Source organism: Halomonas caseinilytica, from assembly GCF_001662305.1.
GTDB lineage: Bacteria > Pseudomonadota > Gammaproteobacteria > Pseudomonadales > Halomonadaceae > Halomonas > Halomonas caseinilytica.
The window spans coordinates 11,970-34,140 of record NZ_BDEP01000005.1 but is presented as its reverse complement, the minus strand read 5'-3'; the positions used below and the strand labels follow the sequence as shown (position 1 = coordinate 34,140).

The window sequence follows — 22,171 nt, the reverse complement described above, 5'->3', positions numbered from 1 at the left end:
TTGCCCGGATCGACGACGGTCCCCGGAACATCGCCGAGATGCTATAGTCGAACCCTATCGAGGCGATACATGCCGAGCGGTTTTCCCCTCGCCTCTCGCCTCCTAGAATAGACGTATATTTCGCATGACTGTACAACGGTGACCTGACGCCATGGCCAAACTCCCTATCCTCGAATTCCCCGACGAACGGCTGCGTACCGAGGCCGCCGAGGTCGAGACGGTCGACGACGAGGTGCGCCAACTGGTCGACGACATGCTCGAGACCATGTATGACGCCCGTGGCATCGGTCTGGCTGCCACCCAGGTGGACGTGCACCGCCGGGTCATCGTCATGGATGTCAGCGACGACCAGAGCACCCCCCTGGTGCTGATCAATCCCGAGTTCACGCCCATCGGCGACGAGCGCGAACCGATGCAGGAAGGCTGCCTGTCGATTCCCGAATACTACGCCGAAGTGCCTCGTGCCCTGAAGGTCCACCTCAAGGCGCTGGATCGCCAGGGCGAACCCTATGAACTCGAGGCGGAAGGGCTGCTCGCCCATTGCATCCAGCATGAGTGCGACCATCTGCGTGGCGTGCTCTTCGTCGACTACCTGTCGCCGCTCAAGCGCGATCGGGTGATGAAGAAGATGCAGAAGCGTCACAAGCTCGCCCAGGGCGCCTGAACACCAGAAACTGCCGGGGCATCGCCATCCTGCCGTACGGGGCAGTGTCGTCGTTGACGGCACTGCCCTTCGTCGTTCGCGCCAGGCTCCGTTATCATAAGGGGCATCCATTTCGGCAAGGCCCCTCGACATGTCCCAATCCCTGCGCGTCATCTTCGCCGGTACGCCCGACTTCGCCGCCGCGAGCCTGGAAGCGTTGCTGGCAAGCCATCACCGGGTCGTCGGCGTCTATACCCAGCCCGACCGAGCCGCCGGCCGTGGTCGCAAGCTGACCGCGAGTCCCGTCAAGGTCCTCGCCCAGTCTCACGGCCTACCGGTCCATCAGCCAGCCTCGCTGCGCACACCGGAAGCCCAGGCGCAACTGGCGGAACTGGACGCCGACCTGATGGTCGTGGTCGCCTATGGCTTGATCCTGCCACGCGAGATTCTCGACACCCCACGACTGGGCTGCATCAATGTGCATGCCTCCCTGTTGCCGCGCTGGCGCGGTGCGGCCCCCATCCAGCGCGCCATCGAAGCCGGCGACACCGAAAGCGGCGTGACGCTGATGCAGATGGACGAAGGGCTCGACACCGGCGACATACTGCTCACCCGGCGCACCCCCATCGAGGCCACCACCACTGGAGGCTCGCTCCACGACACCCTGGCCAGCCTGGGCGGCGACGCCCTGGTCGAGACCCTCGATGCCCTGGCCGGCCCCGGCCTGGCGCCCAAACCTCAGCCTGACGATGGCGTCACCTATGCCGCCAAGCTTTCCAAGGCCGAGGCCGAGCTGGACTTTCGCGAATCCGCCTCGACCCTCGCCGCCCGCGTGCGTGCCTTCAACCCCTGGCCCGTGGCCTGGTGCTCGCTCGGCAACGAGCGGTTGCGCCTGTGGCTGGCCGAACCCGGCGAGCCGGCGAGCCACGAAGCCGCGCTCGCACCGGGAACCTTGCTCGAGCCTGACAAAGAGGCATTGCGTATCGTCTGTGGCGATGGCGTACTGCGCGTAACCCGTGCCCAACTGCCCGGTGGCAAGCCTCTGGACGTCCCCGAGCTCCTGCGGGCCCGGGCGGACCGCTTTACCGTCGGTACACGACTCGGAACATCTGATGGGGAGACATCCGCATGAGCCAGCAGCGCCGCAACGACGGTCGCAGCAAGTCCCTCGACAATGGCCTGGCCGTGCGCGCCGCCGCCGCCCGGGCGATCGCGCCGGTGATCACCGGCAAGAAGTCGCTGAACGATCTCGACGAGCACCAGGTCGTCGCCCGGGACCGTGGGCTCTTCAAGGAGCTCTGCTTCGGCACCTGTCGGACCCTTCCCCGCCTGGAGGCCCTGGCAGGAAAGTTGCTGGAAAAGCCCTTCAAGACCCGCGACGCCGACATCCAGGCCTTGCTGCTCGTCGGCATCTACCAGTTGCTGTATCTACGTGTCCCCGCTCACGCCGCCGTGGGCGAGACTGCCGGCGCGGCACGGCTGCTGAGCAAGGCCTGGGCCACCCGGGTGCTCAACGGCTGCCTGCGACGCCTGCAACGGGAAAGCACGGCACTGCAGGCCGAGGTGGACCGCGACCCGGCGGTAGCCCTGCTGCATCCGCGCTGGTGGGTGAAGACATTACGTCAGGCCTGGCCCGACGACTGGCGGTCGATCTGCGAGGCCAACAACCAACCGGGCCCCATGACGCTAAGAGTCAACCGACGTTACGGCGACCGGGAGATGTACCTGGAACGCCTTGATTCGCCCGGCGCGCGGCTGTGTCCGCATGCTCCCGATGGCCTGACCCTGGAAGCCCCCTGCGATGTCGCCGAATTGCCGGGATTCCGCGAGGGGCATGTCAGTATCCAGGATGAGGCCGCCCAGCTCGCCGCCGTCCTGCTGGGACCGGTGATCGCTCCTCGGCCTGGCGCCCGCGTTCTGGATGCCTGCTGCGCCCCGGGTGGCAAGGCCGCGCATCTGCTGGAACTCTTCGACATCGACCTGCAGGCAATCGACAGCGACGATGCCCGCCTGGCGCGCGTCGAGGATACCCTGGCGCGACTCGGCCTAAGTGCATCGCTGGCGCATGGCGACGCTACCGGAAGGGACTGGTGGGATGGCACCGCCTTCGATGCCATCCTGCTCGACGCGCCCTGCTCCGGCAGCGGCGTCATCCGGCGCCATCCGGACATCAAGCGCCTGCGCCGCCCGTCAGATATCGCCAAGCTCGCCGAGGTGCAGGCACGCCTGCTGGATAACCTCTGGCCGCTGCTCGCGCCGGGCGGCACCCTGCTCTATGCCACCTGCTCGGTGCTCCCGGAAGAGAATGCCGATCAGGTACAGGCCTTCCTCGAGCGCACCCCCGACGCCGAAGTCACCACGCCGAGCGGCCTGGCATGGGGACGCCCCGCCGGTGCCGGGCGCCAGCTTCTGCCAAGCCCCGACAGCCACGATGGCTTCTTCTATGCCAGACTGAGGAAAGGAACCGCCTGACGGGTTCTGATCGCCCCTCATCGCCAACCAAAGGATTGTCATCATGAACCACACCTACAAGCACATCGAGCTGACCGGTTCCTCCGACAAGGGCATCGAGGACGCCATCCAGAGCGCCTTGACCAAGGCCTCGGAAAGCCTGCACGGCATGCGCTGGTTCGAGGTCATCGACACCCGCGGCCATATCGAGCATGGCCGGGTGGCCCACTGGCAGGTGACGATCAAGGTCGGTTTCACCCTCGACTGAACGCCTCGCCTGTTCTTCCAACGGTGACTGGTTTAGGCTTTCCGCCACCGAAAAATGGTGGTGCCCATAGCGCACCGCCCCTCACCCCCTGCGGACTGTGATACGCGATGAAGATCATCATCCTCGGTGCCGGCCAGGTCGGCGGCACCCTGGCCGAACACTTGGCCCGCGAAGAAAACGACATCACGGTGGTGGACACCGATGCCGATCGCCTGCGCGAACTGCACACTCGCCTGGACATTCGCACCGTGACCGGCGCCGCCTCCTATCCCATGGTGCTTCGCCAGGCCGGCTGCGAGGACGCCGACATGCTGATCGCGGTGACCAACACCGACGAGGTCAACATGATCGCCTGCCAGGTGGCACACACCCTGTTTCGCACGCCGACCAAGATCGCCAGGGTCCGTGCTACCGCTTACCTGACCCGCAAGGGGCTCTTCGCCCATGAGGCGGTCCCCATCGACGTGCTGATCAGCCCCGAGCAAGTCGTCACCGATCATATCCGACGCCTGATCGAGCATCCCGGTGCCCTGCAGGTCCTGGAATTCACCGGCGGCCTGGTGCAGCTGGTGGCCGTCAAGGCCTACTACGGCGGCCCCCTGGTGGGTCAGGAGCTCGGCTTCCTGCGGCGCCACATGCCCAGCGTCGATACCCGGGTCGCCGCCATCTATCGCCGCAACCGCCCCATCATCCCGCGCGGCGATACCGTCATCGAGGCCGACGACGAGGTCTTCTTCATCGCTGCCCGTCGCGACATCCGCGCCGTGATGAGCGAGCTGCGACGCCTGGAGCGCGACTTCCGACGCATCGTCATCGTCGGCGGTGGCAACATCGGCGAACGCCTGGCCGAACATCTCGAGCACAACCATCAGGTCAAGATCGTCGAGCGCAGCCTGGAACGCTGCACCCAGCTCTCCGAGCGACTCGACCGCACCGTGGTGCTGCACGGCAGCGCCACCAGCAAGCGCCTGCTGGAAGAGGAGAACATCGAGGACTGCGATATCTTCTGCGCGCTGACCAACGACGACGAGGTCAACATCATGTCGTCGATGCTGGCCAAGCGCATGGGCGCCAAGAAGGTCCTGACACTGATCAACAACGCCGCCTATGTGGACCTGGTCCAGGGCGGCGAGATCGACATCGCCATCTCCCCCCAGCAGGCCACCATCGGCAGCCTGCTGACCCATGTGCGACGCGGCGACATCGTCAATGTCCACTCGCTGCGTCGCGGTGCCGCCGAGGCCATCGAGGCCATCGCTCACGGCGACACCCAGTCCTCCAAGGTCGTGGGCCGCGCCATCGGTGACATCGACCTGCCCAGCGGCACCACCATCGGGGCCGTGGTCAGAGGCAAGGAGGTACTGATCGCCCACGACGATGTGGTCGTCGAATCCGGCGACCATGTCATCCTGTTCGTCATCGACAAGCGCCGCATTCGTGATGTCGAGCGCCTCTTCCAGGTGGGGCTGACCTTCTTCTGATGGAGTTCACCATGCCGACTGGGAAGACGAGGGGGATCATCGCATGAGCCTGCGCATGATCCTGCGCATCCTGGGCCTGCTGCTGATGATGTTCAGCCTGACCATGGTGCCCCCCATCCTGATATCGCTGCTGTTCGCCGATGGCATGTGGCAGGCCTTCGTGATCGCCTTGAGCATTACCGTGGCCACCGGCGCCCTGATGTATCTGCCCAACCGCCATGCGCGCAAGGAGCTGCGTACCCGCGACGGCTTTCTGATCGCGGCCCTGTTCTGGAGCGTGCTGGGGCTGTTCGGTTCCTTGCCCTTGATGCTCACCGGCGCCTCGGCACTCTCCCCGACCGATGCCGTCTTCGAGTCGTTCTCCGGGCTGACCACCACCGGCGCCACCGTGATCACCGGCATCGACCTGCTGCCCGAGGCGATCCTCTACTACCGCCAGCAGCTCCAGTGGCTCGGCGGCATGGGGATCGTAGTGCTGGCGGTGGCCATCCTGCCGACACTCGGCGTCGGCGGCATGGCCCTGTATCGCACCGAGATTCCCGGGCCGCTCAAGGATTCCAAGTTGACCCCGCGCATCACCGAGACGGCCAAGGCGCTGTGGTACATCTACGCTACCCTGACGGTCACCTGCATGCTGGCCTACATGGCCGCCGGCATGAACTGGTTCGATGCCCTCGGGCACAGCTTCTCCACCGTGGCCATCGGCGGCTTCTCCACGCATGACGCCAGCATCGGCTACTTCGACAGTGCCGTGATCGAGCTGATCTGCGCGGCCTTCCTGCTGATCTCGGCCTTCAGCTTCAGTCTGCATTTCGTGGCCTGGCGGGAACGCCGCCTGTCCCATTATTTCCAGGATCCGGAAGCACGCTTCTTGATGCTGTTCCTGGCCGGTTTGATCACCATCACCGCCGTCTCGCTATGGCTCACCAGCGACTACGAAACCACCACGGGCCTTCGCCACGCCATCTTCGAAGTCGTGTCGGTGGCCACCACCGCGGGCTTCTCGGTGGCCGACTTCTCCACCTGGCCCGGCGCCCTGCCCTTTCTGCTGTTCGTGGCCGCCTTCGTCGGCGGCTGTTCCGGTTCCACCGGCGGCGGCATGAAGGTGATTCGCATCATCCTGATCCTCAAGCAGGGCATGCGCGAGGTGATGCGCCTGATCCACCCCAGCGCCGTGATCACCGTGAAGATCGGCAAGGTCAGCGTGCCCGACGGCATCGCCCAGGCGGTGTGGGGGTTCTTCTCGGCCTATGTGATGCTGTTCTTCCTGATGCTGGTGGGCGTAATGGCCACCGGCGTGGACCAGGTCACCGCCTGGTCCACAGTGGGCGCGACCCTGAACAACCTGGGGCCGGCACTCGGCGAGGCCTCGGCCCACTACGGTGATCTGCCGAGCCTGGCCAAGTGGATCCTGGTCCTCGCCATGCTACTGGGGCGCCTGGAAATCTTCACCGTCGTGGTATTGTTCACCCCTGCCTTCTGGCGCAAGTGACAAACCCGATGCAAGTGCCGCACCGGGTTTGGCCCGCCGGCGGCCTTCGTGGATAATCGACCCTTCACATTTTCAAGGCCCGAGCGCCCATGACCGACACTCAGGATTGCGCCATCGCCGAACCGGCCATCGAAACCCTCGGCCCGCGCCGAACCCTGCAGGTGGGCGGGACCCGCTATACCCTGCTGGGCACCGCCCACGTCTCCGCCCAGAGCGCCGCCGAAGTGCGCACGCTGATCGATTCCGGCGAGTTCGACGCCGTGGCCATCGAGCTCTGCGATTCGCGCCACCAGAACCTCGCCAATCCCGACGCCCTCGGCGAACAGGATCTGTTCCAGGTCTTCCGCCAGGGCAAGGCCGGCATGGTAGCCGCCAGCCTCGCCCTGGGCGCTTTCCAGCAGCGCGTCGCGGAACAATCGGGCATCGAGCCCGGGGCCGAAATGCGTGCCGCCATCGAAAGCGCGCGAGCCCATGACCTGCCGCTTGCGCTGATCGACCGCGATGTCGGCGTGACCCTCAAGCGCATCTATCACAATGTGCCGTGGTGGCAGCGCTTCTCGCTGTTTTCGGGCCTGCTCGGCGGCGTGCTGTCCCGCCAGGAGGTCTCCTCGGAAGATATCGAGCGACTCAAGGAAGGCGACGTACTGGAATCCACCTTTCGCGAATTCGCGACCCAATCCGAAGCGCTCTATACCCCGCTGATCAGCGAACGCGACCACTACATGGCGCTAAGACTGGCCGAGCTCTGCCCGCCTGGCCACTACCGCCATGTGCTGGTGGTGATCGGCGCCGGCCATCTGCAGGGCATGGCCGAGCACCTCGAGGCACCGCTGCCCGAGACGCCCTCCTCCGAGCGTGAGCAACTGGAAGTCACCCCGCCCCGTTCCAGAATCTGGAAGGCGATTCCCTGGCTGATCACCGCACTGGTGCTCACCGGCTTCGCCATCGGCTTCTCACGCAACACTGACCTGGGCTGGCAACTGGTCGGTGAATGGTTTTTGATCAACGGCGTACTTTCCGGTGCCGCGACCCTGGTGGCCCTGGCCCATCCCGTCACCGTGGTGGCCACGATGTTCGCCGCCCCCCTCACCTCGCTGAATCCCACCATCGGTGCCGGTTTCGTCGCCGCCGGGGTGGAGCTGGCCCTACGCAAGCCCAAGGTGCGCGACTTTGCCACCCTGCGTCACGACGTTACCGATTGGAAAGGCTGGTGGCGCAACCGGGTGGCGCGCACCCTGCTGGTGTTCTTGACCGCGACGCTCGGCTCCGCTGCCGGCACCTGGATCGCCGGGCTACGCATCGCCGGCACCCTGTTCGGCTAGCCGCCCTGTCGGGCCGCCAGCAGGCGACGCATCGCCGGTGTCGGCTCCTCCGGCTTGGCGTGGCGGCGGCTGGCGGCGTAGTTGTCGTTGAAGACCTCGAAATAGTCGTCGAGCACCTCGGCCGCCCGGTCATCGCCAGCCTGATGCAGCAACTCCGCCGCCACCTCGGCGGTGCACAGGTGATCGCTGGACGCCGCCTTGCGCAGTCGGTAGCGAGTCTGCCGGTCGGTAACCAACGGCAGCACCGGCAGATCCGCCAGGTAGGCGCTGCGCCGGAAGATGCGACGCGCCTGCCGCCAGGTGCCATCGAGAAGAATGAAGACCGGAATACGGCCGGCATCCCGGTGCTCGATCACGCTGTCCATGCCGACCACTCGATCGGCGTACCCTTCCTGATCGTCGGGGAAGACCACGAAGGGGGCATAGCGCGAATCCGCCAGCAGATCGAGCAGGCGCTCGTCCGGCGCCGTGCGATACCAGGTGAAAACCTCGGTATCCGGCAGGACGTCACGAATCAGACGACCGGTATTGGTGGGCTTGTAGCGCTCGATGGGATGCGTCAGCAACCACACCCTAGAGCGGCTCTCGGCCTGCACCCGGTAGGGGCACAGGCAGTTGAGACGCGGTAGGTTGCACGACTCGCAACGTACCACGAAACTGCCGCGCGCTTTGAACTCGCGCCGTGGCGGTGAAGCGACATCGAAAGGTGTATCAGGGTAAGGCGAGGTCGGTGATTCGTCCTGCATGCGTCTCGGTGGCGTGTCGGTGATTGGGAAGAGCCGCATTCTAGCATGCCTGCCGACCGGCCCTATTCGCCGAACACGGCCTCGGGGAGCCACAGGCGGCCTTCACGGCGCCAATGGCGCGCCAGCAAGGGCACTCCTTCCCCGGCGGGCAGGGCAAGCCCGTGCACGCCGGCGGTCGTCAGGTCGCGAGCCTCGGGATCGACCAGCACCCGAGGTGCCGCCATGGGGGCTTCGTCGATCAGCGAGGCGGCCGGCATCACCGCCAGCGATGTCCCCACGACCAGCAGCAGATCGGCCTCGGCCACGATCTCGATAGCCTCCTCGAAACGAGGCACCGCCTCGCCAAACCACACCACGTCAGGACGCAACTGGCTGCCCTTGTCACAGACATCACCCAAGGCGATTCCCCCGCGCGGTAACGGATAGCGCATGCGCGCATCCACCGAGGAACGCGCCTTGAGAATCTCACCATGCAAATGCACGACCCGTCGGGAACCGGCCCGTTCGTGCAGGTCATCGATGTTCTGGGTGACGATGCTGACCCGAAAGCCATCGGCCTCGAGCCGCGCCAGTGCCTTGTGGGCAGCATTGGGACGCGCACGGCGTACCTGGTCGCGACGCGCATCATAGAAGCGCAGGACACGCTCGGGGTCTCGCGCCCAGGCTTCCGGGGTGGCAACCTCCTCGATGGGATGATCGGCCCAGAGCCCATCGGCGGCGCGAAAGGTCTGGATGCCACTCTCGGCGCTGATGCCGGCGCCGCTCAGCACAACCAGATGCGGGTTAGAGTGATGATTCGTCATGCAGATTCCCTCATATGCCCCAGGTATCGACGCCATGCTCGAGCATTCTGCCAACCTCGACCACCAGACGCGAATTGCCTTCTGTGATGGCCATCATGGATGACATCCACGCAAGCGGCAGCGACAATGGCGACCTCGCTGTCACCCCTCGAAGCCACCATGACCGACGCACTGCCCATCCTTCACCACGATGACCATCTGATCGCCGTGCACAAGCCGGCGGGCATGCTCGTGCATCGCAGCGCCCTGGCCAGGGGCGAGCGGCGCTTCCTGCTGCAGACACTGCGCGACCAGATCGGTCAACGCGTCTATCCGGTCCACCGTCTCGATCGCCCCACCTCGGGGCTGATGGTGTTCGCGCTCGCCCCGGACATCGCCACCCAACTGGCGGAGGCCTTCGCCGCGCATCGGGTCGACAAGCGCTATCTGGCCGTCGTGCGCGGCCAAGGGCCCGAGGCTGAACGGCTGGACTATGCCTTGCGGGACGAGGACGGACGACGGCCCAAGGCTGAGATGCCGGCACGCAAAGCCCACACCGAGGTACGACGCCTGGACAGCGTGGAGCTGCCGATTCGGGTCGACCGTTATCCGAGCGCCCGCTATTCGCTGATGGAGGCGCGCCCACTCACCGGTCGCCGCCACCAGATTCGTCGCCACCTGTCACGCCGCGGCTACCCGATCATCGGCGACGCCAAGCACGGCAAGGGCGTGCACAACCGCTTCTTCGCCGAGCAACTGGCCTGCCCTCGCCTGCTGCTCGCCGCGGTGGGACTGGCGTTCGACCACCCGGCCGATGGCCGCCGCCTCGAACTCGGCTGCGCGCTCGATGCGCCAATGACCGCGCTTTTCCAGCGCTTCGGCTGGTCGGGCCACCTGCCCGCCAATCACCGATCCACTGCACCTTCACCCTCCGCGATGACGACACCATGAACGACCTCCCCCAGCCTTCCACGGCCTTGCACAGCGATGACCACGAATTGCGCTTCGGCGGCATCCAACGCCTCTATGGCACGCGGGCCGCGGCACGCTTCCGGCAGGCCCATGTGGTGGTCGCCGGCGTCGGCGGCGTGGGTAGCTGGGCCGTGGAGGCTCTGGCGCGCTCCGGCATCGGCCGACTGACCCTGATCGACCTGGACGATGTCTGCGTTTCCAACGTCAATCGCCAGCTGCATGCGCTGGACGGCACCATCGGGCGCCCCAAGGTGGAGGTACTCGCCGAACGCTGCCGCGCGATCCAGCCCGGCATCGAGGTCATCGCCGACACCGCCTTCATCACGCCCGGCAACCTGGCCGAACGCCTGCCCGAGGACGCCGATCATGTGATCGATGCCATCGACAGCGTGGTCGCCAAGGCGGCGCTGATCGCCTGGTGCAAGCGGCGCAAGCTGCCGATCACCGTCACTGGCGCCGCCGGAGGCCAGACCGATCCCACGCGCATTCGCACGGCGGATCTCACGCGTACCGAGCACGACCCGCTGCTGGCCAAGGTCCGCGCTCGGCTGCGCCGTGACCATGGCTTCTCGCGCAATCCGCGGCGTCGCTTCTCGGTGGAGTGCGTCTATTCCGATGAGCAACTGGTCTACCCCGACGCCGAAGGCGAGGTGTGCCACACCAAGCCCGGTGCCGGCGAGTCGACACGCCTCGATTGCGCCTCGGGCTTCGGTGCCGCCACCTTCGTTACCGGCAGCTTCGGCTTCGTGGCCACCAGTCGCGTTCTGGCGCGGCTGGCCCGCGACGCCGCTTCCGCTCATTGACCACGGAGAACCACGATGGAAGCGCAGCATCCCGTCCCCGGCATCTATCGCCACTACAAGGGGCCGCTCTACGAGGTCATCGGCGTGGCCCATCATAGCGAGACCGAGGAACCCCTGGTGGCCTATCGCGCCTTGTACGGCGACTACGGCCTCTGGGTCCGGCCTTTGTCGATGTTCATGGAGAACGTCGAGATGCAGGGCGAGCCTCTGCCACGCTTCGCCCTGGAGAAGGCATTCTAGATAGGGAGAAAAAAATCGAGGGAAGAGGGAACCGACCTCCCCGGCCAGAGTGCCGAGGGTTGGCTTTCCTGAGCGCTCGCGCCGCTCTTCCTTCTTCCAGCGGCGCCAGCCGCGCCCTTCCTGCTTCTTTATTCGGCTTCTTGCATCTGCTTCTGCAGATAATTCTGGATGCCCACCTTGTCGATCAGGCCAAGCTCGGTTTCCAGGTGATCGATGTGCTCTTCCTCGTCATCGAGGATGCGCTTGAACAGGTCACGGGTGACGTAATCCTTGACCTGCTCGCAGTGCGAGATGGCGTCGATCAGGTCGGCGCGCGCCTTCTGCTCGAGCTTGAGGTCACACTCGAGCATCTCCTTGGTGTTCTCGCCGATCAGCAGCTTGCCGTAATCCTGTAGGTTGGGGATGCCCTCCAGGAAAAGGATACGCTCGATCAGGGTATCGGCGTGCTGCATTTCCTCGATGGATTCCTTGTACTCCCACTTGCCGAGAGCGCCTAGCCCCCAGTCCTGATACATCTTGGCATGCAGGTAGTACTGATTGATGGCTACCAGTTCGTTGCCGAGTACCGTGTTGAGGTACTGGATGACCTTGCTGTCGCCTTTCATGACGTCACCTCGATTGCTGTCAGAGTCCTGTTGCATCGGCACGGGCTCTCCGCCCTGCCAAGCATACTTGACAGTCTAGATCACGTCACAAAAAAATCAATAAAATCAACTAGTTGTTAATGGCAACACAAATAATATCGATTGCCATCACACCGCATAGGCGAGTTCTTCGGAACAAGCCACCAATGTCTCGCGGATGGCCTCGCGGGTAATGCCCTTGGCCATGCAGGCACACTTGCCGCACTGAGTGCCACAACCCGTCTCGAGCTGCACCTCGCGCCAACTGCGCGCACCTTCCTCCACGCTCTGGCGGATGGCCTTGTCACTGACACCCTTGCATAGACACACGTACATGACATCACCTCGTGCTGACCTCGAGGCAAATGTAAATGATTCGCATAGTCTATCGCAACCATAGACTGTCACTTTTTGCTCCCTGGAGACTGCGTCTTTCGTCTCAGGTACCTTTTCGCCCCCGCTTGGGCAACACCATCACCCGTGTGCCGGACGCGATATCGGCCCAGCTACGGCGCTCGGCATCGAACAGCACCCAGAGATGCCCCAGGCCGAAAGCGGCCCAGGAAAGCGCCCCTACCAGATACCGCACCAGGCTCTGGCGCAGACTGATCGACCGCCCATCCGTCGTCTGCACACGCAGCCGCCAGGCCTGCATGCCCAGAGTCATGCCGCCGCGCATCCAGAAAAAGGCAAAGAACACGAAGCCGCCGAACACCAGCAAGGCACGTAACGACGCCACCTGGGCCACGCCATCGCCCAGCCGCGCCGGCGGCAGGCCCAGCAACAGGCGGCTGACCAGCACGTGTGCGGCGGCCAGGGCAATCCAGATGGCCAGCACCAGCAGGCCGTCATACAACATGGCACCAAGGCGGCGTCCCAGCCCTGCCGCCCGTGCCTCGTCGAGACGATCGAAACGATGCACCATGCGGCCTCCGGGTCAGCCGCTGCGACGGAGCAGATAGAGCCCCAGGGCAGCGCATATCAGGGTCGGCGCCAGCACCGCCCAGGCCGGCGAGAAGCCGAATACCGTGGAGGCCGGCCCCAGCAAGTCCTGCAGATACTTGAAGACCAGCCCGGTGACCACGCCATAGAACACCCGGGTACCGGCCGCCACGCTGCGCAAGGGTCCGAACACGAAGGAGGCGGCTACCAGCATCAGCGAGGCCATGGTCAAGGGCATCATCATCTTCTGCCAGAAATAGAGCAGCGGCTGGGTGGCCTCCTGGCCCTGGGACTGCAGATAGCGCGCGTGGGCCCAGAGTTCGCTGGGCGCCTGTGTCTCCACGTCGCGCAACAGACGATCCAGTTCGGCGGGCGTCAGCTCGGTCTGCCAGGGCTTCGTGGCCTGGTGGGTAGCCTCGGTACGCCCCTCCACGAAGCGAGTGGTGTTCACGTCCTCCAGTACCCAGCCGCCATCGCGCCAGACCGCTCGGCGCGCATTCATCGCTTCACGCAGTTCGCGCCCCTCGAAGCGGTAGCGGGTCAGGTCGAGCACGACATTGTCGGCGCGGATGGCGCCGAAACGGTAGAAGCTGTCGCCCTCCCGTTGCCAGCCACCCCGCTCGGTGAGCACGGCCCCTTCCCCCTGCAACCGCTCGAGCCGCCAGGCACTGGCGAACTGTTCGGTCCGAGGGCTGACGAACTCGGCGATGAACAGCACCACGACGATCACCAGGATGACCGGCTTCATGACGCCCCAGAGAATGCGCCCCAACGACCGGCCCGCCGCGCGCATCACCGTCAGCTCGTTGCTCGAGGCCATGCCCCCCAGGCCGATCAAAGCGCCGATCAGCACGCCCACCGGAGCATACTGATAGAAGCGCCAGGGCAGGCGCATCACCAGATAGAGGAGTACCTGAAGGGCCCCATAGTCCCCCTCCACGTCACCGAGGTCATTGATGTAGGTAATGACCAGATCCAGGCCCAGCAATACGACCTGTACCACCAGGATGGCGCCCAGGACATTACGAGCGATATAACGGTCCAGACGGTCGGCGATCATCCGCTCATCCCCTTGCGCTGGGCATGCAGCGTCATCATCAGGCCAATGGCCAGGAAGGCGGCATGAATCGGCCACATGCCCACCGTGACCGACCAGCTCCCTCTGGCGATGGCATCCAGCGCCGCCAGCAGCAGGCTGAGGTAGGCCACATAGAGAAAGATTGCCGGCAGCAGCTTGGCGAAACGCCCCTGCCGGGGATTCACCCGGGACAACGGCATGGCCAGCAGCGTCAGGATGAACACCATCGGCGGCAGGCCGAGTCGCCACTGCAACTGTGCCATGGCCGGTGGCGACCCATCGGCGATCAGCTCGGCGGTGGTGGCGTATTCGGGATCGTCCAGGTCCTGGCGTTCGGCAGCGCCGGAGAGGCGCACCGCATAGGTGCCGAAGGAAAGCCGCTCGGCCACGGCCCGCCCGGGCTCGACGCTGTAGCGCTCGCCATCGGACAGCACCAGAAACCGGCTGCCGGTGTCCTCATCGATGGTCTGATAGCCCTCGGCTGCACGCGTCACCACCGTCTGGGGCGTTCCATCGTCGCGCCGCTGGCGCTCGCTGATGAAGACCTCTTCCAGGCGCCGTTCCTGCTTGCTCAACGCCTCGGCATAGGCCACCCGGCCATCGCCGAAGTCCTGAAAGCGCCCCGGTGTCAGGACACCGAAATCGAGCTGGCTGCGCTGCTCCTCGATGAGGATTTCGTTCTGCAGGGCACCGGCCGGGGTCAACCAGAGGCTGCAGAGCCCTACCAGGATGGCCACCACGGTCGCCGGCAGCAGGCTGACCCACAACAGCCGATTGGGGCTGGTACCACAGGCCACCAGCACGGTGATCTCGCTGTTGAGATAGAGCTGCCCCAACGCGAGCAGAATGCCGAGAAAAAAGGCCAGCGGCAGGATCAGCTCGAGAAACCCCGGCAAGTGGAAAAGCATCAGGGTCCCGAGAATATCGACCGGGATCTCGCCCTCCGCCGCATTGGAGAAGTAACGGATGAAGCGACTGCCCATGATCACCAGCAGCAGCACGCCGGCGACGGCGGCCATCGTCTGCAGGATCTCGCGGGTCAGGTAACGAAATATGATCAATGCTGTCTCCCGATCCGGGTTGCCGGCCCGGCCAACTTCCATGCAATGACGCCCGGCCTTGGGTACACTGGGACGACTCGGCAATGTGCCGGCATTATCCAGAATCCCTCACCGCTTGTCTTGTGGAGACACCATGGAATTCCCAGTTCAGACGGCCAATCCTGCCAAGGTCGAGACGGCCTGCCTCGTGGTACCGGTGTTCAAGGACGGCGATCTGCTGCCTGCCGCCACCAAACTCGACAATGCCAGCGAGCGGCTGATCGGCCAGCTGATCGAGCGCGGCGATTTCGACGCTCGTCTGGGCAACGTCCAGTTGATTCCCTTCGCTCCCGGCCTCAACGCCGATCGCTTGATGCTGGTGGGCCTCGGCGCCCGCGAGACGTGTCAGGAAGGCGCCTTCCGCAAGGCCATCGACGCCGCCTTCACCGCCCTGGCATCGCTGCCCGCCGATGACGCGGCCGTGGCCTTCAACGACGTTCCGGTCCCCGATCGCGCCTGCGACTGGAAGGCCCGAATGGTGGCCGAGGCCGCTCATCGTGCCGTCTATCGCTTCAACGACTTCAAGTCGGAGCCCGCCCCCGTGCCGTCGCTCGAGCGCGTGACCCTGCTGGTCAGCGAAGGCGGCGATGCCGACGCCGCTCGCGAAGGTGGCCGCATCGGCGACGGTATCGGCCAGGGCATCAACGCCACTCGCACTCTCGGCAACCTGCCCGGCAACGTCTGCACCCCGAGCTACCTGGCCGAGCGAGCCGAGCAGATGGCCGCCGATTCCAAGGGCGCCCTGACCACCGAGATCCTCGATGAGCAGGCACTCGAAGAACTCGGCGCCCACAGCCTGCTCAGCGTGGGACGTGGCAGCGCCGAGCCGTCGCGCCTGATCGTGATGAAGTATCAAGGCGCGGACGATCCTGACGAGGCGCCTCACGTGCTGGTCGGCAAGGGCATCACCTTCGACTCCGGTGGCATCTCGCTCAAGCCGGGCGACGGCATGGACGAGATGAAGTTCGACATGTGCGGCGCCGCCAGCGTGTTCGGTGCCGTCACCTCCGTGCTCGCCATTCGTCCCAAGGTCAATCTGGTGGCCATCGTCGCCAGCGCCGAGAACATGCCCGACGGCCGTGCCACCAAGCCCGGCGACATCATCAAGACGCTCAAGGGCCTGTCGGTGGAAGTCCTCAACACCGACGCCGAGGGCCGCCTGGTGCTCTGCGATGCGCTGACCTACGCCGAGCGTTTCGAGCCCGCCAGCGTAGTCGACATCGCCACCCTGACCGGTGCCGCCATCATCGCGCTTGGCCACCACGCCACCGGCCTGATGTCCAACGACGACGACCTGGCGCTGGACCTGCTCGACGCCGGCGAGACCGCCTGGGATCGCGCCTGGCACATGCCGCTGTGGGACGAGTATCAGGAGCAGCTGGACTCCAACTTCGCCGATCTGGCCAACATCGGCGGTCGCCCGGCGGGCACCATCACCGCAGGCTGCTTCCTGTCGCGCTTCACCGACAAGTACCCCTGGGCACACCTGGACATCGCCGGTACCGCCTGGCACTCCGGCAAGCAGAAAGGCGCCACGGGGCGGCCGGTGAGCCTGCTCACCCAGTACCTGCTGGACCGCGCTTCCGACAGCCAAGTCGAGGTCGGCGAGGACTGATCCGTCACCGCGGGTCTTGCCTTTTCCGCGCGGCGACTTTTTCATGAAAGGAGCCGACCATCACGCACCGGGCCGGCAGCGCCGGTCTGGTGTTTCAGTATTGCCCCGAGGCGCCAGCCGCACCTCGGGCACAGCGGAGATTCATTGCCGTGCCCACAGAACGCTTTTCCGTGCTGCCATCCACCGAGGCCAAGGCAGCCCATATCCGTGACGACATTCTCGCCGCCCCCGGTTTCGGTCGCTATTTCACCGACCACATGGCCCATGTACGCTGGACTGCCGATGCCGGCTGGCATGGTCATGAGGTCCGCCCCTACGGACCGCTGACCCTCGATCCCGCGGCCGCCGTGCTGCACTACGCCCAGGAAATCTTCGAGGGCATCAAGGCCTATCGTCACGAGGACGGCTCGGTCTGGGCCTTTCGCCCGGAGAAGAACGCCGAGCGTTTCCGCCGCTCGGCGCGCCGCTTGGCGCTGCCGGAGCTGTCCGACGAGGACTTCATCGACTCTCTGCGCGCCCTGCTGGCCCAGGACCATGCCTGGGTCCCGACGCCGGCCAGCGCCGCCGAGGAGTCCAGCCTCTACCTGCGGCCCTTCATGATCGCCAGCGAGACCTTCCTCGGCGTACGCCCCGCCAAGGAAGTCGACTACTACGTGATCGCCTCGCCCGCGGCCGCCTACTTCAAGGGCGGCGTGGCGCCGGTGTCGATCTGGCTCTCCTCCCAGTACAAGCGCGCCGCCGCCGGGGGCACCGGCTTCGCCAAGTGCGGCGGCAACTACGCTGCCTCCCTGGCGGCCCAGAAGGAGGCCGAGGCGCACGACTGCAGCCAGGTCGCCTTCCTGGACGCCGCCGAGAACAAGTGGATCGAGGAACTCGGCGGCATGAACCTGTTCTTCGTCTATCGCGACGGACGCCTGGTCACGCCACGCCTCACCGACACCATCCTCGAGGGCGTGACCCGCGACTCGGTGCTGACCCTGGCGCGCGATGAAGGACTGACCCCCGAGGAGCGCCCGATCAGCATCGACGAGTGGCGCGAGGGTGCTGCCAACGGCGAGATCACCGAAGTCTTCGCCTGCGGCACCGCCGCGGTCATCACGCCGGTGGGCGAGCTGGTCACCGAAGACGGCCCGATCCGCCTCAGCGCGGGAGGCGACAACGAGGTCGCCAAGCGCCTGCGCAGCCACTTGCTCGACCTGCAGTACGGTCGCCGCGACGACAACCGTGGCTGGCTGACGCGCCTGGCCTGAACCTCATGCCCAGGGCACGGTCCGAGGGCCGTGCCCCAACTCACCGACTTCAAGAGGCCGACATGTCGAAAGTGATGCTGATTACCGGTGCCGGACGCGGCATCGGCGCCGCCACCGCCCGGCTCGCCGCACAGCGTGGCTACGCCGTGGCCGTCAACTACCGGAGTGATGACGCCTCGGCCAAGGGCGTCGTCGCCGACATCGAGGCCGCGGGTGGACGTGCCATCACCGTACGAGCCGATGTCGCCGACGAAGCCGACATCCTGGCCATGTTCGAGACCGTGGATCGGGAGCTTGGCCGCCTGGACGTGCTGGTCAACAACGCCGGCGTGGTCGACCAGGTCAGCCGTGTCGAGGACATGGACTTCGCACGCATCGATCGCATGATGCGTATCAACGTGACCGGCCCGTTCATCTGCGCCCGCGAGGCCATCAAGCGCATGGCCAAGCGCCACGGCGGCCAGGGGGGCGCCATCGTCAATGTCGGCTCGGCGGCATCGCATCTGGGAGGCGCCGACGAATACGTCGACTATGCCGCCTCGAAGGGCGCCATCGACACCATGACCGAAGGCCTGGCCAAGGAAGTCGCCGGCGACGGCATTCGCGTCAACACCGTGCGCCCCGGCGTGGTTCGCACCACCATTCATGCCAGCGGCGGCAATCCGGAGAAAACGGACGTTGCCGACGCCGTCATCCCCATGGGGCGTGTCGGAGAGCCCGAGGAAATCGCCGAAGGCGTGTTGTGGCTCGCCGGTGCCGGCTTCACCACCGGCGCCCTGGTCGACATCGACGGCGGGGTATAAACAAGTAAGTACGCCGCTGCGCGGCTTGAAGAAGGAAGAACGGCGCTACGCGCCTCGAAGAAATCAGATGAGCTTCTCTTCCTTCTTCCCCCTTATTTCTGATAACGCCCGGCGAAGCCGGGGCGGGAATTCATGACCCAAGTCGACTTCTACATCCTGCCCGATACCACCCTCGACGCGAGACTCGAGTTTGCCTGCCGGCTGGCCGAGACCATCGTCAACAAGGGTTATCGGCTGCACCTGCATGCCGAAGACGAGGCCATGGCCCGAACCCTCGACGACCGCCTGTGGGACTTCCGGCCCGACGCCTACCTGCCCCACGCCCTGCTGGGCAGCGAGCAGGCCGGTAGCGTGCCGGCCACCATCGGCTGGGGAGAACCGCCCGCTCTCGACGAACCGGCCATCCAGGCGATGCTCAACCTGCATCCCGGTATCCCGGAATGGTTCTCTCGCTTCGAGCGGGTCGCCGAGATCATCAATCAGCACCAGGAGGTGCTGACCGCCAAGCGCGACTGCTGGCAGACCTACAAGAAGCGTGGTTACCCGGTAAAGGCCCACCAGCTAGGCAGCCAGACAAATCGCCACTAGCCGCCTCGGCTGACGCCCGAGGGCTCATCAGGCTATAATCGACCCCATTTTTCGACGATACCCCGCCATCCGGCTGCAAGGCCGGTGGCGACCCTTTCTGGATCCGGAACCGCCCATGGACAAGACCTACCAACCCGAGCAGATCGAGAACCGCTGGTACCAGCGTTGGGAAGAGGATGGCCACTTCGCCCCCTCCGGCGAGGGTGAGCCCTACTCCATCATGATCCCACCGCCCAATGTCACCGGCAGTCTGCACATGGGCCACGCCTTCCAGGACACCATCATGGACACCCTGACGCGCTGGCGACGCATGCAGGGCCGCAACACCCTCTGGCAGGTGGGCACTGACCACGCCGGCATCGCCACCCAGATGCTGGTGGAACGCAAGGTCGCCGCCGAGGAAGGCAAGAGCCGCCATGACCTGGGACGCGAGGCCTTCACCGACAAGATCTGGGAATGGAAGCACGAGTCCGGCGGGCACATCACTCGCCAGCTGCGTCGCATGGGCGCCAGCGTCGACTGGTCCCGCGAGCGCTTCACCATGGACGACGGCTTCTACAAGGCGGTCCAGGAAGTCTTTGTGCAGCTGTTCGACAAGGGCCTGATCTATCGCGGCAAGCGACTGGTCAACTGGGACCCGACCCTGCACACCGCCATCTCCGATCTCGAGGTGGAGAACCGCGATCAGCAGGGCCAGTTCTGGCACTTCCGCTATCCGCTGGCCGACGGCGTCACCACCGAAGCAGGGCTCGACTACCTGGTCGTCGCCACCACGCGGCCCGAGACCCTGCTCGGCGACAGCGCCGTGGCGGTCAACCCCGAAGACCCTCGCTACGCCTCGCTGGTCGGCAAGTTCGTCGACCTGCCCCTGGTCGGACGGCGCATCCCCATCGTCGCCGACGAGCACGCCGACATGGAGAAAGGCTCGGGCTGCGTGAAGATCACTCCTGCCCACGACTTCAACGACTATGAAGTCGGCAAGCGCTGCGAGCTGCCGCTGATCAACGTCTTCTCACGGGACGCGACCATCCTCGAGCGTGCCGAGGCCTTCGACCTTCAGGGCCGTCCGCTGAGCGACATCGACACCAGCCTGCCCGCCGCCTATGCGGGCCTCTCGCGCTTCGAGGCCCGGGAGCGCATCGTCGCCGACATGGAGGCAGCCGGCCTGCTCGAGCGTACCGAGACGGTCAACAACACCCTGCCCTTCGGCGACCGCTCCGGCGATGTCATCGAGCCCTATCTCACCGATCAGTGGTTCGTGGCCGTGGAAAACCTCGCCAAGCCGGCCATCGCCGCGGTCGAGAACGGCGATATCGAGTTCGTGCCGAAAAATTACGAGAACATGTATTTCGCCTGGATGCGCGACCTCCAGGACTGGTGCATCTCGCGCCAGTTGTGGTGGGGCCATCGCATCCCGGCCTGGTACGACGCCGACGGCAACGTCTATGTGGCGCGCAACGAGGCCGAGGCCCGCGACAAGCACGGCCTGTCCGACGACGTCAGCCTGACCCAGGACGAGGACGTGCTGGATACCTGGTTCAGCTCCGGACTGTGGACCTTCGGCACCCTCGGCTGGCCCGAGAAGACCGAGGCGCTGGCGACCTTCCACCCCACCAGCGTGCTGGTCACCGGTTTCGACATCATCTTCTTCTGGGTCGCCCGGATGATCATGCTGACCCTGGCGTTCACCGGCGAGGTGCCCTTCAAGCAGGTCTATGTCCATGGCCTGGTGCGCGATAGTCAGGGCAACAAGATGTCCAAGTCCAAGGGCAACGTGCTCGATCCCATCGACCTGATCGACGGCATCGACCTGGAGAGCCTGGTCGAGAAACGTACCGGCAACATGATGCAGCCGCAGAAGGCCAAGGCCATCGCCAAGGCCACGCGCCAGGAATTCCCGGAAGGTATCGAGCCCCACGGCACCGACGCCCTGCGCTTCACCTTCCTCTCCCAGGCCACCACCGGTCGTGACATCAAGTTCGACATGGGCCGCCTGGACGGTTACCGCAACTTCTGCAACAAGCTGTGGAATGCCTCGCGCTATGTGCTGATGAATGCCGAGGGCCAGGATTGCGGCAGCGATGGCAGCGAGGTCGAACTGTCGCTGGCCGATCGCTGGATCGTCTCGCGCCTGCAGCAGACCGAGGCCCAGGTGACCCGCGCCATGGAGGAATATCGCTTCGACCACGCCTCCCAGGCACTGTACGAGTTCATCTGGAACGAGTATTGCGACTGGTACCTGGAGCTCTCAAAGCCGGTGCTCTGGGACGACGACGCCACGCCACAAGCGCAGCGCGGCACCCGCCGAACCCTGGTGCGCGTGCTGGAGGCCATCCTGAGGCTGGCGCATCCGATGATGCCCTACATCACCGAGGAAATCTGGCAACGGGTCGCTCCCCTGGCCGGTACCCATCGCGGCGAAGGCGACTCCCTGATGGTCCATGCCTGGCCGGAAGCCGACGAAGCCCGCGTCGACGAGGCCGCCACCCGCAACATCGAGTGGCTCAAGGGGGTGATCGTGGCGATCCGCAACATCCGTGCCGAGCTGAACATCGCGCCCGGCAAGCCGCTCGAGGCCTTGTTGACCAAGGGCGATGCCACCGACCGTGAGCGGCTGGAAGCCAACCGGCCGTTTCTCGCCAAGCTGGCCAAGCTCAAGCGTCTCGACTGGCTCGACGATCCTGCCGAGGCGCCCCTGGCCGCCACGCAGCTGGTGGGCGACATGGAAGTGATGGTGCCCATGGCCGGCCTGATCGACAAGGACGCCGAACTCGCTCGCCTGGAAAAGGAGATCGACAAGCAGGACAAGCTGATCGGCGGCATCGAGAAGAAGCTCGGCAACGAGAGCTTCGTCGCCAAGGCTCCCGAGGCGGTGGTGCAGAAGGAACGCGACAAGCTCGAAGACCTCAGTGCCAACCGCCGCCTGCTGGTGGAGCAACGCGACAAGATCGCCGCGCTCTGAGTGGTGATGA

The 22,171-nt window shown here is 65.4% G+C and carries 22 protein-coding genes; 15 read left to right on the top strand and 7 right to left on the bottom strand.

Annotated features, from left to right (window positions below; translation table 11 throughout):
* Positions 1-151 precede the first annotated feature (151 nt).
* The 7 genes from def to A9O65_RS03280 all read left to right on the top strand — a co-directional run bounded on the left by def (position 152) and on the right by A9O65_RS03280 (position 7,657).
* On the top strand, positions 152-664 hold the full coding sequence (gene def, locus A9O65_RS03310) for a peptide deformylase (protein WP_064700873.1): 513 nt from the start codon (positions 152-154) through the stop codon (positions 662-664).
* Positions 665-794: 130 nt separating this feature from the next.
* Entirely contained in the window at positions 795-1,775 is a 981-nt protein-coding gene (fmt, locus tag A9O65_RS03305; protein ID WP_064700872.1) for a methionyl-tRNA formyltransferase, read from the top strand.
* The gene (gene rsmB / locus A9O65_RS03300) at positions 1,772-3,115 is read left to right on the top strand and encodes a 16S rRNA (cytosine(967)-C(5))-methyltransferase RsmB (protein WP_064701360.1); all 1,344 of its coding nucleotides are present in this window, start codon (positions 1,772-1,774) and stop codon (positions 3,113-3,115) included. The genes fmt and rsmB overlap by 4 nt, the downstream gene beginning before the upstream one ends.
* Positions 3,116-3,155: 40 nt before the next feature.
* A complete protein-coding gene (locus A9O65_RS03295; protein WP_064700870.1) occupies positions 3,156-3,362 on the top strand; it encodes a dodecin in 207 nt (68 codons plus the stop codon).
* Positions 3,363-3,469: 107 nt separating this feature from the next.
* The gene (gene trkA / locus A9O65_RS03290) at positions 3,470-4,843 is read left to right on the top strand and encodes a Trk system potassium transporter TrkA (RefSeq protein WP_064700869.1); all 1,374 of its coding nucleotides are present in this window, start codon (positions 3,470-3,472) and stop codon (positions 4,841-4,843) included.
* Positions 4,844-4,886: 43 nt separating this feature from the next.
* Positions 4,887-6,335, top strand: a complete 1,449-nt coding sequence (locus A9O65_RS03285; RefSeq protein WP_064700868.1) for a TrkH family potassium uptake protein — start codon at positions 4,887-4,889, stop codon at positions 6,333-6,335.
* 89 nt (positions 6,336-6,424) lie between these two features.
* Entirely contained in the window at positions 6,425-7,657 is a 1,233-nt protein-coding gene (locus A9O65_RS03280) for a TraB/GumN family protein (RefSeq protein ID WP_064701359.1), read from the top strand.
* On the opposite strand, the gene A9O65_RS03275 is transcribed toward A9O65_RS03280, so the two are convergent.
* Both A9O65_RS03275 and A9O65_RS03270 read right to left on the bottom strand, forming a co-directional pair.
* On the bottom strand, positions 7,654-8,403 hold the full coding sequence (locus A9O65_RS03275; RefSeq protein ID WP_064700866.1) for a tRNA-uridine aminocarboxypropyltransferase: 750 nt from the start codon (positions 8,401-8,403) through the stop codon (positions 7,654-7,656). The two genes, A9O65_RS03280 and A9O65_RS03275, sit on opposite strands and share 4 nt — an antisense overlap.
* Positions 8,404-8,465: 62 nt before the next feature.
* The gene (locus A9O65_RS03270; RefSeq protein WP_064701358.1) at positions 8,466-9,206 is read right to left on the bottom strand and encodes an SIR2 family NAD-dependent protein deacylase; all 741 of its coding nucleotides are present in this window, start codon (positions 9,204-9,206) and stop codon (positions 8,466-8,468) included.
* A 159-nt stretch (positions 9,207-9,365) separates the two neighbouring features.
* Here A9O65_RS03270 and A9O65_RS03265 point away from each other — a divergent pair, with 159 nt between their 5' ends.
* The 3 genes from A9O65_RS03265 to A9O65_RS03255 are packed head-to-tail and all read left to right on the top strand — an operon-like array spanning position 9,366 to position 11,200.
* Positions 9,366-10,136, top strand: a complete 771-nt coding sequence (locus tag A9O65_RS03265) for a pseudouridine synthase (RefSeq protein ID WP_064701430.1) — start codon at positions 9,366-9,368, stop codon at positions 10,134-10,136.
* Positions 10,133-10,960 carry a tRNA cyclic N6-threonylcarbamoyladenosine(37) synthase TcdA gene (gene tcdA / locus A9O65_RS03260; protein WP_064701357.1) on the top strand — a complete coding sequence of 276 codons (828 nt, stop codon included), beginning with the start codon at positions 10,133-10,135 and terminating at the stop codon, positions 10,958-10,960. Before A9O65_RS03265 ends, tcdA begins: the two co-directional genes overlap by 4 nt.
* Positions 10,961-10,975: 15 nt before the next feature.
* Complete coding sequence (locus tag A9O65_RS03255) at positions 10,976-11,200, top strand: DUF1653 domain-containing protein (protein ID WP_064700863.1); 225 nt, start codon at positions 10,976-10,978, stop codon at positions 11,198-11,200.
* Positions 11,201-11,328: 128 nt separating this feature from the next.
* On the opposite strand, the gene bfr is transcribed toward A9O65_RS03255, so the two are convergent.
* The 5 genes from bfr to lptF form a co-directional block, all read right to left on the bottom strand.
* Positions 11,329-11,805, bottom strand: a complete 477-nt coding sequence (gene bfr / locus A9O65_RS03250) for a bacterioferritin (RefSeq protein ID WP_064700862.1) — start codon at positions 11,803-11,805, stop codon at positions 11,329-11,331.
* A 147-nt stretch (positions 11,806-11,952) separates the two neighbouring features.
* Positions 11,953-12,159: a (2Fe-2S)-binding protein gene (locus tag A9O65_RS03245; protein ID WP_064700861.1), complete on the bottom strand. Its 207-nt coding sequence runs from the start codon at positions 12,157-12,159 to the stop codon at positions 11,953-11,955.
* Between the two features lie 103 nt (positions 12,160-12,262).
* A complete protein-coding gene (locus tag A9O65_RS03240; RefSeq protein WP_064701356.1) occupies positions 12,263-12,748 on the bottom strand; it encodes an RDD family protein in 486 nt (161 codons plus the stop codon).
* 12 nt (positions 12,749-12,760) lie between these two features.
* Positions 12,761-13,825: an LPS export ABC transporter permease LptG gene (lptG, locus tag A9O65_RS03235; RefSeq protein WP_064700859.1), complete on the bottom strand. Its 1,065-nt coding sequence runs from the start codon at positions 13,823-13,825 to the stop codon at positions 12,761-12,763.
* Positions 13,822-14,904 (bottom strand): LPS export ABC transporter permease LptF, encoded by a 1,083-nt coding sequence (gene lptF, locus A9O65_RS03230; protein ID WP_073292187.1) that lies wholly within the window; start codon positions 14,902-14,904, stop codon positions 13,822-13,824. The genes lptG and lptF overlap by 4 nt, the downstream gene beginning before the upstream one ends.
* A gap of 133 nt (positions 14,905-15,037) precedes the next feature.
* Here lptF and A9O65_RS03225 point away from each other — a divergent pair, with 133 nt between their 5' ends.
* The 5 genes from A9O65_RS03225 to A9O65_RS03205 all read left to right on the top strand — a co-directional run bounded on the left by A9O65_RS03225 (position 15,038) and on the right by A9O65_RS03205 (position 22,161).
* Positions 15,038-16,558, top strand: coding sequence for a leucyl aminopeptidase (locus A9O65_RS03225; RefSeq protein WP_064701355.1), 1,521 nt, complete (start codon positions 15,038-15,040; stop codon positions 16,556-16,558).
* A 149-nt stretch (positions 16,559-16,707) separates the two neighbouring features.
* Complete coding sequence (locus A9O65_RS03220; protein ID WP_064700857.1) at positions 16,708-17,808, top strand: branched-chain amino acid aminotransferase; 1,101 nt, start codon at positions 16,708-16,710, stop codon at positions 17,806-17,808.
* A gap of 62 nt (positions 17,809-17,870) precedes the next feature.
* Positions 17,871-18,611: an SDR family oxidoreductase gene (locus A9O65_RS03215; RefSeq protein WP_064701354.1), complete on the top strand. Its 741-nt coding sequence runs from the start codon at positions 17,871-17,873 to the stop codon at positions 18,609-18,611.
* A 132-nt stretch (positions 18,612-18,743) separates the two neighbouring features.
* Positions 18,744-19,199 carry a DNA polymerase III subunit chi gene (locus A9O65_RS03210; RefSeq protein WP_064700855.1) on the top strand — a complete coding sequence of 152 codons (456 nt, stop codon included), beginning with the start codon at positions 18,744-18,746 and terminating at the stop codon, positions 19,197-19,199.
* A gap of 115 nt (positions 19,200-19,314) precedes the next feature.
* The gene (locus tag A9O65_RS03205) at positions 19,315-22,161 is read left to right on the top strand and encodes a valine--tRNA ligase (RefSeq protein WP_064701353.1); all 2,847 of its coding nucleotides are present in this window, start codon (positions 19,315-19,317) and stop codon (positions 22,159-22,161) included.
* The last annotated feature ends 10 nt before the right edge of the window (positions 22,162-22,171 follow it).